The sequence below is a fragment of the Parashewanella sp. 2304DJ23-3 genome (assembly GCF_056591695.1).
Genome location: NZ_JBWQOH010000004.1, coordinates 240920 through 257512, shown reverse-complemented (window position 1 = coordinate 257512; position 16593 = coordinate 240920). Strand labels below are relative to the sequence as shown.

General features: G+C 38.5%; 14 protein-coding genes. 7 read left to right on the top strand and 7 right to left on the bottom strand.

The window, feature by feature from the left end; all coding sequences use genetic code 11:
- Positions 1–49: 49 nt before the first annotated feature.
- A complete protein-coding gene (locus AC1EU2_RS11005) occupies positions 50–952 on the top strand; it encodes a hypothetical protein (RefSeq protein WP_480298327.1) in 903 nt (300 codons plus the stop codon).
- Positions 953–1117: 165 nt separating this feature from the next.
- The gene (locus AC1EU2_RS11000; protein WP_480298326.1) at positions 1118–2953 is read left to right on the top strand and encodes a DEAD/DEAH box helicase; all 1836 of its coding nucleotides are present in this window, start codon (positions 1118–1120) and stop codon (positions 2951–2953) included.
- 61 nt (positions 2954–3014) lie between these two features.
- On the opposite strand, the gene AC1EU2_RS10995 is transcribed toward AC1EU2_RS11000, so the two are convergent.
- Entirely contained in the window at positions 3015–3887 is an 873-nt protein-coding gene (locus AC1EU2_RS10995) for a sterol desaturase family protein (RefSeq protein ID WP_480298325.1), read from the bottom strand.
- 218 nt (positions 3888–4105) lie between these two features.
- On the opposite strand from AC1EU2_RS10995, the gene AC1EU2_RS10990 reads away from it, so the two are divergent.
- Both AC1EU2_RS10990 and AC1EU2_RS10985 read left to right on the top strand, forming a co-directional pair.
- Positions 4106–4450 (top strand): hypothetical protein, encoded by a 345-nt coding sequence (locus AC1EU2_RS10990; RefSeq protein WP_480298324.1) that lies wholly within the window; start codon positions 4106–4108, stop codon positions 4448–4450.
- Positions 4451–4523: 73 nt separating this feature from the next.
- Positions 4524–6335 carry a hypothetical protein gene (locus AC1EU2_RS10985; protein ID WP_480298323.1) on the top strand — a complete coding sequence of 604 codons (1812 nt, stop codon included), beginning with the start codon at positions 4524–4526 and terminating at the stop codon, positions 6333–6335.
- 24 nt (positions 6336–6359) lie between these two features.
- Here the strand turns inward: AC1EU2_RS10985 and arsJ are convergent, their stop codons facing one another.
- The 3 genes from arsJ to AC1EU2_RS10970 form a co-directional block, all read right to left on the bottom strand.
- Positions 6360–7580, bottom strand: coding sequence for an organoarsenical effux MFS transporter ArsJ (gene arsJ / locus AC1EU2_RS10980; RefSeq protein ID WP_480298322.1), 1221 nt, complete (start codon positions 7578–7580; stop codon positions 6360–6362).
- An 84-nt stretch (positions 7581–7664) separates the two neighbouring features.
- Positions 7665–8672, bottom strand: a complete 1008-nt coding sequence (locus AC1EU2_RS10975) for an ArsJ-associated glyceraldehyde-3-phosphate dehydrogenase (RefSeq protein WP_480298321.1) — start codon at positions 8670–8672, stop codon at positions 7665–7667.
- A 24-nt stretch (positions 8673–8696) separates the two neighbouring features.
- Positions 8697–9038 carry a metalloregulator ArsR/SmtB family transcription factor gene (locus tag AC1EU2_RS10970; RefSeq protein ID WP_480298320.1) on the bottom strand — a complete coding sequence of 114 codons (342 nt, stop codon included), beginning with the start codon at positions 9036–9038 and terminating at the stop codon, positions 8697–8699.
- 234 nt (positions 9039–9272) lie between these two features.
- On the opposite strand from AC1EU2_RS10970, the gene AC1EU2_RS10965 reads away from it, so the two are divergent.
- A complete protein-coding gene (locus AC1EU2_RS10965) occupies positions 9273–10373 on the top strand; it encodes a phosphoribosylaminoimidazolesuccinocarboxamide synthase (RefSeq protein ID WP_480298319.1) in 1101 nt (366 codons plus the stop codon).
- Positions 10374–10775: 402 nt separating this feature from the next.
- A complete protein-coding gene (locus AC1EU2_RS10960) occupies positions 10776–11354 on the top strand; it encodes a hypothetical protein (protein WP_480298318.1) in 579 nt (192 codons plus the stop codon).
- 24 nt (positions 11355–11378) lie between these two features.
- On the opposite strand, the gene AC1EU2_RS10955 is transcribed toward AC1EU2_RS10960, so the two are convergent.
- Positions 11379–13208 (bottom strand): protein-disulfide reductase DsbD, encoded by a 1830-nt coding sequence (locus tag AC1EU2_RS10955; RefSeq protein ID WP_480298317.1) that lies wholly within the window; start codon positions 13206–13208, stop codon positions 11379–11381.
- A 470-nt stretch (positions 13209–13678) separates the two neighbouring features.
- Between AC1EU2_RS10955 and AC1EU2_RS10950 the strand changes: the two genes are divergently transcribed.
- Entirely contained in the window at positions 13679–14200 is a 522-nt protein-coding gene (locus AC1EU2_RS10950) for an FxsA family protein (RefSeq protein ID WP_480298316.1), read from the top strand.
- Between the two features lie 10 nt (positions 14201–14210).
- Here AC1EU2_RS10950 and asnB read toward each other — a convergent pair whose 3' ends face one another.
- The gene (gene asnB, locus AC1EU2_RS10945) at positions 14211–16145 is read right to left on the bottom strand and encodes an asparagine synthase (glutamine-hydrolyzing) (protein WP_480298315.1); all 1935 of its coding nucleotides are present in this window, start codon (positions 16143–16145) and stop codon (positions 14211–14213) included.
- 140 nt (positions 16146–16285) lie between these two features.
- Positions 16286–16537 carry a ubiquinone biosynthesis accessory factor UbiK gene (gene ubiK / locus AC1EU2_RS10940; protein WP_480298314.1) on the bottom strand — a complete coding sequence of 84 codons (252 nt, stop codon included), beginning with the start codon at positions 16535–16537 and terminating at the stop codon, positions 16286–16288.
- Positions 16538–16593: the final 56 nt, after the last annotated feature.

Genomic DNA, 16593 nt, shown 5'->3' with positions numbered 1-16593 from the left:
TCTGGGTGCTAAGCTTTAGATATGATCATTTTTCAAGGTGGAATGCTTTATGGCCGCACCAAGTGTGACACTTCAACACAGTGGTTGGGTATCATCTAGTACTCAATTTGAATTAGAAAATTTCGCTAGCACGAATTCATCAAATAAACCAAGCAAACAAGATACTACTGGTTTTATCAATAAGGTGCTAGGGATGTTGAAAGGCATTTGGAATGGACTAAACCCTGCTAAAATCGAGAGGAATATCGTAGAGTTGCATACAGCAAAAGACATCGGAGCATGTGACATGGCATATAGAGAGTTACAAGATGGGCTTTCTACGACGGATAATGCGAATATAGAAAGAGAATTTATTCCACCAAAACATGCTGATGAAGATGATTGGACAATCAACTATAAGTTAGTGGTCAAGGATGTTGGCACAGACAAGAGTGAAAAATTAGATTTAAGACGTTGTCAAGGAAAGCTGAATGAAGAGCACAAGAAAGAATTTGCTTTACAAGAAATTAGTCAAAAGCTTCAAGGGAAAAACGATCGCAATAGCGTGTACACCACATTGAATGGAGTTTTCCGAAGTGTAAACACTGTGAATGATGCTAAGAGTCAAATAAATGAGCTTAATACGAAGTTAGGGGAAAATATAAAACTCAAATGTCTTTCAGCTAGTCAATATGACCTTCAAAAAGTTGTGGTTATGGCGGTAATTAAGACAGAAAGTGGAACAACGGTTGATGTCAGGCTTGGCTCTTTCAGGCTTGGAGAAAGAAGGGCTGTAACAAAAGATATGCTTGAGAATTATAAAACTTTTGAAGAAGAGTTTGATGAGCTTCAAGTTAAAACTCGTAAGAATAAGCATCTAAACCGATGTCGAATGGCAGAGCGTGATGGATTAGTTTTGAAAGGGCATGAGCATAATCGATTCGCAGCACATACAGGATTTAAAAAGGTTTAAACCAACTTTTAAAAGCTCAGGTAATTTGATTTAAGCATTCGATAGTATTTAACTTCTATTTCAGTTATACTACGCCGCTTATCGGTGCGGGAAATCGACACGGGGTTGATTTTCTGTCTGTGAATTACTTTGCACTTTTCTGTGCATCCACAAGGCTACAACTCAATGTCATCCAGTGAAAAAACTTTCCGTGATCTCGGTTTATCTGAGTCATTATTGCGTTCTCTTGACGATTTAGGTTACGAGAAACCAACTCCAATCCAATCTGCTAGTATTGAGCCATTAATGGCTGGCAAGGATATTCTTGGTCAAGCGCAAACGGGGACCGGCAAAACCGGTGCTTTCGCACTCCCTCTTTTAAACAGCTGTAATCCAAAGCTGAATGCACCTCAAATTTTGGTTTTAGCGCCAACGCGCGAACTTGCTGTTCAGGTTGCAGAAGCTTTTAATAGCTATGCAAAACATATGAAAGGTTTCCATGTACTACCAATTTATGGTGGTCAAAGTATGGGACAACAGCTACAACATCTAAAGCGTGGGCCACAAGTTATTGTTGGAACACCAGGCCGTGTGATGGATCACATGCGTCGTGGTACGCTTAAACTTGATAGCTTAAAAGCACTCGTATTAGATGAAGCTGATGAAATGCTAAAAATGGGCTTCATTGACGATATCGAATGGGTATTGGATCATAAGCCTGCTGGCAGCCAGCTTGCATTATTCTCGGCAACCATGCCTGAGCAAATTAAACGTGTTGCTAGTAAACATTTAAACGATCCGACTTATATTAGTATTGCAGCAAGCCATACAACGGTTGAGTCTATCGAGCAATGCTTTGTTCAAGTTTCACAACATAACAAGTTAGAAGCTTTAGTACGTGTACTTGAAGTGGAGAATACCGAAGGGATTATCATCTTCGTTCGTACTCGTAACTCTTGTGTTGAACTTGCTGAAAAGCTAGAAGCTCGTGGCTATGCTTCTTCACCTTTACATGGTGATATGAATCAACAAGCGCGTGAACGTGCTGTTGATCAGCTTAAAAAAGGTAAGTTAGACATCATCATTGCGACTGACGTAGCAGCGCGTGGTCTTGATGTTGAGCGTATTGGTCACGTTATCAACTATGATATTCCTTACGATACAGAAGCCTATGTACACCGTATTGGTCGTACAGGTCGTGCTGGTCGTCATGGTATGGCAATCTTATTCGTAACACATCGTGAGATGCGTATGTTACGCACCATTGAGCGTGCTACGAATAGTCGAATTGCGCCAATGTCAGTTCCTAGTCCTGAAATTGTAGCCGAAAAGCGCCTGTCACGTTTAGGTGAACAAGTGGCTAAAACGCTATCTGGCGACTTAGATTTCATGAAAGAAGCAGTTGCAGAACTGTGTAATCAACTTGAAGTTGATACCGATTTATTGGCTGCAGCATTATTGCATAAAGTACAAGAAGAGCGTCCTCTTCAATTACCAGCAATGCAAGAGCGAGTTCGTGATGGTCGTGATAAGCGCCGTGATGGACGTGAAGGCCGTGATGGCGGTCGCCGCATGCCACAAAACATGGGCACAGCGGAATCGCTTAAAGATAACCCAGACGTTAAAATGTGTCGTTATTTGATTGAAGTCGGTCGCGATAACAAAGTTGGCGTTGGTAATATTGTTGGTGCTATTGCAAATGAAGCAAACATTGACAGTCGCTACATTGGTCAAATTCATTTATATGATGCCGTTACTACGGTTGACTTGCCTGATAGCATGCCAAAAGAAGTATTACAGCACCTTAAAAAAGTGCGTGTATGTGGACGTCAATTGAACATTCGCGAAGCGGGTGATCAAGCGATTGCTGATAACAACAGTCGTCCTCCTCGTCGCCGTAACGGTGGTGGTAATGATCGCCGTAGCAATGGTGGCGGTGAACGTCGTGGCAATGACAGAAATCGCTCAAACCGTTCTGGTGGTGAGCAACGTCGACCACGTCGTCCAAAGCAAGAAAGTTAATTTTTGCTGATAAATATAAAGGAGCTTCGGCTCCTTTTTTATTAATTGCACAGGCTTATTTTCAGTGTTTCATTGAATATAAGCTTTTTATTTTTTGTTTAACCGTTTTTTTATTGAAGAAAAAGTCATTAAAAATGTTCATAAACTCAAATAAAGCTACTTTTATTGGGTTTGCTGAATTTACTGATTTAGTTATACCAAACTCAACGGGTTGAACCTCCTGCTCAAATGTGCCAAATATTCGATCCCATATTATTAAAATACCACCAAAGTTTTTGTCCAAGTATTGTTTGTTTTTTCCGTGATGTACTCTGTGATGCGCTGGTGTATTGAAAAGTAATTCTAAGACCCCCAATGATTTAATTGCTTGAGTATGAATAAAGAATTGATAGACCAGATTGGTGATAACAGCAACAGTAATCCATTCAGGGGAGTACCCTATGATAATTAGAGGCAACCAGAAAAACGTAGTGAATGAAAAAATTCGTAACGGGCTCAGTCTCAATGCGGTTGTGTAATTAAAGTATTCGGAGCTGTGATGTACTGAATGAGAAATCCATATGAAGCGAAGTTTGTGACTGGTGTAGTGGTAGCAATAATATAGAAAATCTTGCAGTACGATTAAAAGGGTGAGGGTTAACCAGTTCATGTTGATATGGAATAGTTGAAAGTTCATGGTATCAGCAAAAATTTTCCCTGTGAAGAAAGCAAAATAAACATTAAAGAAATAACGCCAAGCGTATAGAGCAAAATTACAGGATATTTCTCTAAAATTATATTGGGCATTTTTCCGAACTTTTACTTTGTTTTTTTGTAAAAATGAGTAATGAATATACTCTATTACCATACAAGGAATATAAGCGATAAGAACAAGGTAAGTTATTTGGGCTGGATGAGTAAATACTTCAGGGAGCTGCATAGTTAATAAATCCATAAACTATAATATTGAACTCTATTCGCTCAAGGTTTAATGTAAGCTTAATGATGCGAAGATTTTTGCGATATATTTATACTTTTTAATCTTTTTTAAACTAAATTACTTTAATTAGAGGCTCACATATTTTGCTTCTTTGAAAACTTAAATGAGCAAATACTTGTCGCTTAAATACTCTAGTGCCACAATTAACTAAATAATTTACATCTACCCTATTTATGAAACCATCAACAAAAGCACTCTTATTTTCAGTCTTTGTATTTCCAGGCTCTGGGCACTTTATTCTTAAAAAGCGACTGCGAGGATGGATATTTATTATTGTAACAATGGCAGCATTTGCTTTACTGATGCAAAAAATCATGGAGATCGCCAATAAGATCGCCAATGAAATAGTGGCTGGCACAATCCCTTTAGACCCTGCTCAAATCATGCAAATGATTCATCAAAGTGTGTATCAAGATATCTTGCTTTCAGCATCTATGGGCTTGAAAGTTTTAATTGGGTGCTGGGTTTTAGCGATTTTGGATTGCTTATTGATCAGTTACTTTAATTTAAGAAAGTAAAAAGATATTCAGCTTATCTACAGCATAGTTTTTTCATACTCTATACATTACACCATTAAAAATGGTTTTTAGAATGTCATTAGGTTCAAACTCCCAACTATTTGGACAAACTACTCCAGAATTTTTAGGAACGTCAGCACAAGATTTTGATTTAGAAACAATTGAAGTCGAGAATCAAACTGAAAATTATGTACAAAAGGTTGAAGCAGAAAAAGCTATTGAAGACTTTCGCTTGGCTCCTACTTCTGAAAAAAGTCGAATGTATCATCAAGCTGAAATTTTTTTTTCCAGCTTGGGTGATGATGACGCAAATTTGTATAAAACGAAACTAGCTGAAGAAAAACTAAAGGATTGTATAGAACAAGTTCAAACTCTGAATTATAAACAATGCCTTTTAGGACATTCAGTTGCAGATATTAAAAAATATTTTATTGAACATATTAACTCTCAACAGTTTCAACCACCAGTACAAGACGATGATTTAAAAGTGGAATCGCAAGAGCGAGCAACAAATCCAAGTTGTGAGGTTTTGGTTGCCGAACAACCTCAAATATCACTGATTTCTGAGGCAGAAGAATTACTTCAAGAATTTCCATCATTGCTTGATTCTCCATTAAAGAAACAACTGGCAGAACTCAAATTTGCAGTATATTGTTCAGCATCGCAAAGATGCATCGAAAGAAAAAAATGTATTGCATATCTCAAAATTGCAAGGGCTTCTGGAATGCAGGCTGGTATGAAAGCCTGTGATGGTGCTATAGCTGCTTTAGACCAATTGCGAAGTGTTCATTGTGTAAATTTAATGAGTGAAGAAGTTCAAGAGCAAAGCGTAGAGCAAATTGACTCTGAATTAACAAGAGTATGCTTTTTGCTAAAAGAACGCCCAGGAGATGTTCATGCAAAGAGAGAGAGAATTCGTTTTGAGCAGTTAAAAGCGTTACGTCTCCCGGTGGAAATAAATGAAGATGGAAAAACGCGTTTGTTAAAACTTACTGAAGTTGGGCAGAATTTTGACCGTTTACAGAAGAAGGCAATGACTGAACGGTTAGGACAAAATCGGGTCAGTGAGAATGAAAGGTTGACAAGAGCTATTCAAAGCGAAGCTACAGCAAATGGGGAAGCTATTATTAAGGAAAAGACGGCCTATTGTGATTTTATAAAACGCTCTGCAGATAGATTAAAGGCTGTAGAGGATAACTTGGAACTCTGTAGAGGCATATGTGAAGACGATGAACTTCCAGTGCTTGAGGTATTTATCAGATTAGCCAGATTAAGCGCTGTTCATGCCAAAGTGCAAGGTTTATTTCAAGATGCACAATTGTGTTTATTACAAACAGGTCGACAAAAAATTGATAATTACGAAGAAGCTTTAAAGCTGTTATGTGACCTTTTTAATGAGCAAGCTACTCCAATAGTGTATGCGAAAGAGAGTGAGTTTGAAGGTGATATTTCTGAGAAATTAAAAGCTGAAGGTGAAGATACTTCTTACATTGCTGTCGAACAGCTTATTTTGTTAAAAGTGACTGAAAGTAACACTAGTGAAGAATCCTCCGTAAGTTCAGCGGACACTGAGCTGGAAGTTAAAGAAAAGGCAAAAAAAGAAAAAAGTGAAACAAAAATTGAGTCAATAGAAAGTGACAAATATAAACAAATGCTCGTTTACCTGCTTGCAATGATGGTGCAGACAGAAGTCATGTTAGCAACGGTAGAAAAAGCTGAGTCACCAAGGAAACTTGAATTAATAAACTCAGCATCTATTCATTTACGTTCAGCGAGAAATTTTGGCTTGGATGAAGGACAAGCGACGGATCTGGAGCTGTACCTAAAAAGTCAGAAAGATAATATTGTTTTTCTAAAGAAGAAAACAAATTGTGTGATTATGTAGCGAGAAAGGCTCTCGCTACAATTTTTACTTCAGCTTCATTGAAATCAATAAACTAACAATAATTAAAAACGTCGAAAACCACAAACAAGCTTCTAATCCATAAACTTGATAAATCCACCCTGAGAGCACAGTGCCGATCAGCCTTCCCATTGCATTCGCCATATAGTAAAAACCGACGTCTAACGATACGCCATCTGCTTTGGCATAACTAACAATCAGATAACTATGAAGCGATGAATTTACCGCGAATAAAGCACCGAAGATCAGTAATCCTGCAACAATAATCAAAGTAAGCTGAGTCGAGTTACCAATCCCTAATGCGATTAATGCAGGGATAACCGATAGAGGGATCAACCAGAGAGTGGCCGCTTTTGCTGTAGGTGCTTGACCTTGTTCTCTGCCGGTAACTTTAGGTGCCAATGCTTGCACAAAGCCGTAACCTATGACCCACAAGGCCATAAAGGAACCGACTTCCCAGTCCGTCCATTTTAACGTTACTGCTAAATAAACGGGTAGGGCCACCACAAACCAAACATCACGAGAAGCAAATAAACATAGACGAGCAGCAGACAATAAATTGATTTCACGACTCTTAGAAAACAGATCCTTAAATTTAGGCTTGGCTTTAGATTTACCGAGTTCTTGCTTGAGCATTGCAGTACTGAATACCCACACGACGGCTAACACTATGGCCATTGCAAACAAAGCACCTTGATAACCAAGCACAGTCAGTAACAATCCACCTAAGAAAAAGCCAATGCCTTTGAGCGCATTTTTAGATCCTGTTAATAAGGCGACCCATTGATAGAGTTTTCCTTGTGCATTGGCCGGAATCAAGGTTTTAATTGCACTCTTAGCGCTCATTTTATTCAGATCTTTCGCAATACCTGAAAAAGCTTGTGCGGCCATCACCCACGGAATACCAGCAATAACACTTGGCAATAGTTCAGCAGGAACAGTGAGCATGAGTAAGGCGAACACTTGTAGAGCCAAACCAATATTCATAGTGCGATTCAAACCAAGCTTTGCACCCAGATAGCCGCCAACTAAATTGGTGACAACACCGAAAAATTCGTAAAACAAAAACAGCATGGCGATTTCAAGCGGTGAGTAACCAAGCTGGTGGAAGTGCAGTACCACTAACATTCGCAATGCACCATCTGTCAGAGTAAAACACCAGTAATTGCCTGTGATGATCAGATATTGTTTTACAGAGTCAGGAAGCGCTTTGATAGAAGCTAACATAAGTCATTTGCTCTAAATTTAGCAGCAGTACTTCGGATGAGGCACTACTGCTTTACAGGTGAATAAAGATAAGTTTTGACTTTATTACTTGTCCATCTCACCAATCATGCGGGCAAGTTCTGCAGTGCGGTTTGCGTAACCCCACTCATTGTCATACCAAACATACAGTTTAGCTTGAGTGTCATTGATGATCATGGTCGACATGGCATCAACAATTGCTGAACGGGGATCTGTTTTATAATCGATAGAAACCAGCGGGCGAGTTTCAATACCTAGCACGCCTGCAAGTTCACCATTAGCAGCTTCAGTGAGCAGTTGATTGATTTCTTCAGCTGTAACAGGGCGTTTCATCTCAAATACACAATCAGTAATTGACGCATTGGCTAACGGTACACGAATCGCATGACCGTTTAGCTTGCCTTTTAATTCCGGGAAGATATGTGTAATGGCTGTTGCACTACCCGTAGTTGTTGGGATTAAACTTATTCCACAAGCACGTGCACGACGAAGATCTTTGTGTGGGGCATCAAGGATAGTTTGAGTATTGGTAATGTCATGAATTGTGGTCATTGATCCATGTTCAATGCCTATTTTTTCATGAAGCACTTTAACTACTGGTGCTAAACAGTTTGTTGTGCATGACGCTGCAGTGACAATTCTGTGCTCGTCCGGGTTATAAAGGTGATGATTTACACCCATAACAACATTAAGCACGCCTTCTTGTTTCACTGGTGCTGTAACTAATACACGTTTAACGCCTTGATCTAGATAAGCTTGAAGTTTTTGCTTATCTTTCATTACACCCGATGCTTCAATAACTACATCACAGTTCGACCAGTTTGTATCCGCAATAGCGCTATTTTGAGTAAATTGGATAGCTTTGTCATTGATAACGATTTCATTATCACTTGCAGTTACAGTCTCTTGCCAAGTGCCATGAACAGAATCGAATTGCATTAAATGCGCAAAGGTTTCAGCGTTTCCTTGTGGGTCATTGATTTGCACAAACTCAATATTTTCCCAATGCCATGCTGAGCGTAGAACTAAGCGACCCATGCGGCCAAAACCATTAATACCAACTTTAATTGTCATGATAATTACCTAATAAAAAATAAATTAACAACACTGGGTTTGACGTTGAGGACGGTCACCCATTTTATTCAATCTGTCTAATGCTGTTTGATAATTCTTGGGTTCTAAAACCAATTGATCGAGCATTTGAGTAAACCAAGTTGGAAGTTCAGGGTTAAGGAAATAAAAGACCCATTGCCCTTGTTTTCGGCCACACAACACCCCTTGTTTTTTTAATAATGCAAGGTGACGTGAAACCTTAGGTTGGATTTCATCCAATGCAGCCATAAGCTCACAAACACAGAGCTCTTGCTGAGAATGGATGAGTACAACACTCGTTAAGCGAGTATGGTCAGAAAGTGCTTTAAATAAGCTCAATGAATCCATAAAAATGATCTCCCAATAAATATCTTAAAAATAGTATATATTAAAAATCGTATGTGTAAACCACTAGATTACTGCTTCAATTAGACGTAAAATATTGCTCAATTTTTTAGGTTAGATATTTGACTAATAACGATAATTTAAAGCACTTTTACAGTAGTGTTTTAAAAATGATTAAATCTAACCTTATGAAAACAAATAAAAAATAAATTACCCTACCTGAAGGAAAACTCTGAGATGAGTCTTGCTGATTCTGTTCTTGCTGTAAATGATGATCTTCCTATTCGCACAGATAAACCAGTACATAGTGGTAAAGTGCGAAGCGTTTATTGGTTAACGGATACTGATAGCCGCCGTTTGATAAAAGAGAAAGGCTATCCGGTACCGGATGATACACCGCTTGCGGTAATGGTAATCAGCGATCGTATTTCAGCTTTTGATTGTATTTTTCATGGTGAGCAAGGATTAAATGGTATTCCAGGTAAAGGAGCAGCATTAAACACCATTTCAAATTACTGGTTTGATTGTTTTAAAGAGCAAGGGCTTGCTGATAGCCATATTTTAGATGTACCCCATCCACTGGTATGGATTGTACAAAAAGCTCGACCAGTAATGGTTGAAGCTATTTGTCGTCAATACATCACAGGTTCGATGTGGAGAGCCTATGAAAAAGGTGAACGAGAGTTTTGTGGTATTCGTTTACCTGAAGGACTGAAAAAGAACCAAAAATTACCTGAGTTACTGATCACGCCATCTACGAAAGGGATTTTAAATGGTATCCCAGATGTGCCGGCACAAGATGATGTAAATGTTTCTCGAAAGAATATTGAAGACAACTTTGAAGCCTTTGGTTTTGAATTAAAATCTGATATCGATCTGTATGAGACATTGCTGAAAGAGGGGTTTAACCTGATTTCTGAAAAACTAGCAGCTCACGATCAAATCTTTGTCGATACCAAATTTGAATTTGGCTATGTTACGGACAAGCAAGGCAATTCAAAATTGATTTATATGGATGAAGTTGGTACACCTGACTCGTCAAGAATTTGGGATGGTGCAGCTTATCGCGATGGTCAGGTAATTGAGAATTCGAAAGAAGGTTTTCGTCAGATGCTTCTGAATCACTTCCCTGATCCAGATATTCTACTCAATAAGAACCGTATGCCCGAACGAGAAGCGTTAGCCAGAGACAATGCTTTACCACTTGAAACCATGATGAATGTTTCTAAAACTTATTTAGGTATTTCAGAAAAAGCGACGGGTAAAGAAATTGAGATTTCAGAAAACCCAAGACTAGAGCTTATTTCAGTATTAAAAAATTATCGTTTAGTTGATTAATCTAGAGGCCGTTCCCAATTAGTCATTTCGATTTGTTACTGCCTAAAATTGGCAAACTCGAGGCACGAAGATAGAAGTTTAGTGAGCTAAATGAAAGATGAGTAACAAAGAGTTTGCCAGTTTTAGGCGTAACCCGAAGGGCTGTGTATATTTTTCGTTTCTTCTGTTTTGCCGAATGCTTATGTAGAACAACTACACCTCACATTCGTCGCCTTGAATAAACAAAAAATCTACAACAGCAAATCGAAATCGTTAATTGGGAATGGCCTCTAGTCTTATTCGAAGGTAATCTGCATAGAAATTAAAATGTAGATTACCTCTAAATTAAATAACGTTTATCTTTGTAAAACCTTAATAATTCCATGTTTATAATGTTCTTATTGTTATTAACAGGTTAAATTTATGGCGTTATCTGCTCATTTTTCTGATTTACATTCTCCCTATGGAAAACAACCACTTCCTGAAGATTTAAGTAATAATTCCAAAAAAGATATACAACTTAAATGTTTATCAACGCTAACTAAAACTGATACCAGTGGTAAAAATGCATCTAAACTCACAGTAAGTGATGGAAATCCAGAAAACCATCAAAGAGCTTCTAGGTTTCATCTGATTGGAAGAGCATCAAAACTTACGTCTGCAGCAGGCGATATTGCACGTTATATTTTTACACACGTTCGAGATGCATCGGCATCGTTAGCTAACGCTACAGAAGAGCTTGATGAAGTTGATTCTGATGGCGGGGAAGGAGATACAGTACCAACTGCGAATAATGAAGAAGTGTTAACTCATCGGAGCCTTGAACAACTTAGTGAAAGTGAAGAGCAGAAAGAAAGAGAAGCTAGGCACTCAGAGCAAGCTCAGCTTATAAGTAGAGAATATCTGCATTATACACAAGATAGTAAAGCAGAATTTAAAATTAGACAGCGTTTTTTAAATAAACTTAATATTGGTAATTCTAACCCAGCTAGACCAAAGTGATTGGCCTAGCTAGATAATTAGAGTTTACTTCAGTAACAAATCCAAGTGAGCCCCAAAATCTTTTGGCCCCATAAATCCAGTTATACGATACTGATCTGCTGCTTTGCCTTGCTTGTTAAAGAACATAATCGTTGGCAAACCTAATACATCATAATGCTCTAACAGCTCGATATCATCGTCATCATTTTTGGTGACATCGGCTTGTAATAGCACCATGTTATTCATGCGTGCAGCAACATCTTTATCAGCAAAAGTAATGTGTTCAAACTCTTTACAAGCTACACACCAGTCAGCATAAAGATCGAACATCACAACTTTACCTTGAGCACTTGCTTTAGCTACTTCAGTGTTCAATTCGGCCAGTGTTTTAACACGTTTAAAGCCTTGCTGCTGTTGCGGCTCACCGCCATCAGCAACGTGTGCTCGTTCTGCTTTTGGTGCTTGAAAACCTAGTGTCTCCATCATTGACATAAAGCCGTAAGAAAAACTACCAAGTAGAGCACCTGTCAGTAGAACCGAGCGAACGGTTTGCTTCCAGTTAAACTCAGTTTTCTTATTTTGATGAATTAAGTAACCCGTAAGTGCTACGCCCCAAATAGCCCATAGCACATCAGACACTACACCTGTCCAAATACGGCCTATCATCATGATTGATACTGCAATGAGAAGGAAGCCAAATACAGTCTTAACAATTTCCATCCAACCGCCTGCCCTTGGCAGTAATTTACCACCAGAAGCGCCCATGATAAGCAATGGAACACCCATACCCATACTTAGAATGTACAATGCTAAGAAACCCAATACTAAATCGCCAGACTGGGCAATGTAGATTAATACGCCTGAAAGTGGCGCTGAGGTACAAGGAGAAGCCACTAAACCTGAAATGGCGCCCATTACAAATACACCAATGAAATTACCACCTTTTTGGGTATTGGAGGCATTGTTCATTTTGTCTTGCCATTTGGCCGGTAGCTTTAAATCATACAAGCCGAACATTGATAAGCTTAATACCACAAACAATGCGGCAAGAATCAACAATATCACAGGGCTTTGTAGTGCAGCCTGGTACTTTAAACCTGCAGAAGCAACAATTAACCCTAAAACAGAGTAGGTGATAGCCATACCTTGAACATAGGTCATCGCTAATGCAAAGCCTTTGCCTACAGAAAGCTTTTCACCTTGTCCAACAATGATACCAGACAAGATAGGGTACATTGGAAATACACATGGCGTGAGTGCGAGACCAATACCTAAGCCGAAGAAGATTAATAGCGTGATTAGCAAGCTGTTATTTGAAAGCATTTGCGACAGCTTATCTTGCTGCGTAATTGGTGCTTGTGTTTGCTCCGCAGTTGATGCTTTGTCACTAGCCATTGAGTCATCAGCCGTTGCGGTACTCGCATCTACCTGAGTTAATTTAACGACTCGCTTGGTTGGTGGGTAGCAAAGCTTTCCTTCAGCGCAGCCCATAAAGGTGACTGTGAAAGTACTGCCTGCTTTCGCTTCTTTTAGACTTATCGGGAATTCGATAAAACTGGTATAGACTTCTTGCTCACCAAAATATTCATCATGATGAATTTTGCCTTTTGGTAAAGCTATTTCACCCAAGGTTGCGCCATCAGCCTTAAACTTGAGTTTGCCTTTATACATGTAGTATCCATCGGCAATTACCCAACTTAATTTCAGTTTGTTTCCTTGTTGATTAGCTTCGAAATCAAACGCTTTTTCAACGGGTAGAATTTCAGGTTCAGAACTAAAGAGTCCACCACTTGAGTTGTTAAAAATGCCATTGCTATGAGCAAGCGGCGCTAGTAAAACTAAGCTGGTAAGCAATATACTTAATAATTTTTTCATAGCTGAGTCGTGGTTTAATCCAGTTTAAATAAGCTCCTGAACTTTGTGTATTGGTATGCAATACGTTCAGGTACATCGTATGGATGGTGCAAATTGAGCAGTTTTTAAATTGCTTCAACATTTTGCTTCATGCATCTATATGCAATGCAGTCTCTTGATCTTCGCACACTTCATCTTGTTAATGATAGTAAGATGTTACATGTTGTATTACTTGTATTATCGGTAATACTTTCTGCTCTAATAATTGCTAGGTTAAATCTTTAGCGCATCGTAGAAGCAAGATGTTGCATTATTTACAATTATTCCTAAAAGTTACTACTTTAATGGTTATTATACTGAAATAACATTAATTGCAGATTAACTTTTGCTTATATTGTAATCAATTCGTAATTATCTCTATCTAAGACTTGAAAATAGACCGAATTACCCCCACTAATTATTCAACGGAATTAATTTTTTTTGGTGTATTCATGTTACTTGCTCTATTAGTCATCTTTATTGCTTTGCCTGTTCTTGAGATCTCATTGATGATCCACGTAGGGCAAGTGCTAGGAACATGGAATACTGTTGCACTCATTATCTTATCCGCGGTTATTGGCGCTTCACTTGTCAGAAGTCAAGGTGTCGCTAAGTTGATCCTTGTTCGTGAGAAAATGGCAAAAGGTGAATTACCTGGTATTGAAATCGTGGAAAGCATGATGCTGGCGATTGCGGGTGTATTTTTGGTGTTACCTGGGTTTATCACTGACTTTATTGGTTTGTTGTTTATCACGCCGTTTACTCGCAAACCGATTGCCAAATTTATTTTCTCGCGAATGAAGGTAAACATTGTTTCTAATCAGAGCTTTGGGCAACCAAACAACCCATTTGGGTCTTCACCGTTTGATCAGCACTCAAATGATCAACACGGAAATACCTTTGAAGGCGACTTTGAAAGAAAGCCGGAAGAAGTGAAGCCTGAAAATCGACTCAACGATGATGATAAAAAATAATTTTCTAAAGTTAAACTGAATTTAAGCCAAGCTTTTCTCCTAAGATACAAGCACTGACGGCTTGCATAAGGATGACATCTCTTTGAGTTGGATTAATGTTGTCATCCGAATTTTCAGCAAACTGAATTAATTTTTGCTGATCATAAAAAGGTAAGTTTTTCATCGATTGACTGTGGACTTTATCAAGTAAGAACTCATTGAGTAACAGACTTTGATTACTTTTAGACGGCGGACTGAGAAAAGGGTGTTTCATCCTTTTGTACATAGTGTCAGTTAACACAGGTTTTGCAGCCTCTCTGAGTAAGTACTTCTCTTTCATTCCTCTAATTTTTAAATGTTCAGGTAACCGAGCAACATACTCGGTGAGTTTATGATCTAAAAAGGGAACTCGACCTTCAATCGAGTGAGCCATTTCCATCCTGTCTCCTAGTAATGTGAGTAAATAGTGAGGCAAGACTGAGCGTGTCCAAAGATATAGGCTTTGATGCAATACCCCTTTACCAAGCAGTTTTTCTTTTACTGGCATTGAGTTTAATAAGTTTGTTATAGGATCAGAGTCTTTTACGATGTTCAAATAATCGTCATTAAATATCTGCTTGCTTGTAGCACTGATGTATGTAAATGCACTCATCCAGTTAGGTTGATATCCAAGAATGCGTTGTGCAGCATTCATCGCGGGATCATTTTGCTTTCCAATAAGGAGTCCTTGGCTGACTTTATTTGCGTTTTTAAATTCGGCTTCAACTTCTTGTTTTTGAGCCGAGGACATTTCGTTCATGTAATGAGCGAGATAATCTTGGCGGAAACTGGCATATCCAGCTAAAAACTCATCAGAGCCTTCACCCGTGAGTACAACTTTAAAACCATGTTGCTGAACATTTTTACTGAGTAAATATTTTGAAACAGCATTGCAATTGAAGATAAGCTTTTCACCTTTGTATACGCTGTCTTCAAAGTTATCGACAATATCCTTAGCGGTGACAGGTACTTCTATATAATGACTTCCAGTGAACTTCGCGGTTTCTTTTGCATAAACGGATTCGTCGTAAGATTGATCATCAAAAGACAAAGTAAAAGCCGTTATTGGTCGATGATATTGTTGTTGTGCAGCCCCTAAAATAGCGCTTGAATCAATCCCACCACTTAAATAACAAGCAACAGGGACATCAGCATTAAGTCTAAGCTTAACAGCTTCGTTAAACTTTTCTCTGAACCCTTGCACGGCTTCAGCTTCTGAAATGTCATACTGTTGTTGGGCTTTTGCTGAAAGGTACTTGATATCCCAATATTGCTTAATGGTGAGCTTGTCTGATTCGAAAGCTTTTATGAGATAGTGAGAGGCGGGCAATTCCTTAATGTTTTCAATGAGCGAGTGATCAGCAATATGAAACAATGATTTTTCTTGTAGGAAATTAGCTTTGTTCCACTTCAATGATAAGCCCAAGGGCTTAAATGCTTTCATTTCTGAAGCGAAGTAAATGTTCTCTTTATCTTGGTAATAAAAAAGAGGTTTGATACCAAAACGATCTCGCCCCGCAAAGATTTGGTTATTGTTCTTATCCCATAATACGAAAGCAAATTCGCCCCGAAGATGCTCGAAGCATTCTGCGCCATATTTTTGGTAAAGGTGGATTAGAATTTCGCTGTCGGAATGTGTTTTGAATTTATAACCTTCGAGAGTGAGCTCTCGAGCAATACGTTTATAATCATAAAACTCACCATTAACAACGGCGACAATACTTTGATCTTGATTGGTAAGAGGCTGGTGCCCTTGATTAAGGTCAATAATTGAAAGGCGGGCGTGCCCTAAGTGTATGCGGTTATCAAAGCTCCCCCAATGACCAATCTCATCAGGTCCGCGATGCTGAATAGCGTGTATTCCATTTAAAATACTTTGCTTATCAATCGCATTAGTTGGAGCAAAAGCACATAAAAAACCGCACATATAAACCTTCCCTTCTAGATCATGGTTTAGTAATTAAAGTGTGCGGTTGATGTTACGTCAATATATGCCAGTGTTTAGTTTTTCAATTTGACAGCGTTAATTCAATCTAATGGATGTTATACCAATTACTGTAATTGGTATTACTTATCGGCTATCAGCTTTTCTAATTCAGTGACTTTCTGTTGAAGTTGCTCTAGTTTTTCACGCGTTTTTAATAAAACATGTTGCTGTACTTCAAATTCTTCACGGCTTACAAAATCCAGCTTCATTAATTGGTTTTGCAAGACTTGCTTACTTTTACTTTCAAATTCACCAGCAAACTGCTTTAAGCTGTCAGGCATGTTGTCAGATAATTGCTTAGCAATCTCTTCAATTTTCTTTGGGTTCATCATTAATCTTACTTTTGAAGGCAATATGTTAATCATATCGAAAAGGGGATAACTTGTCG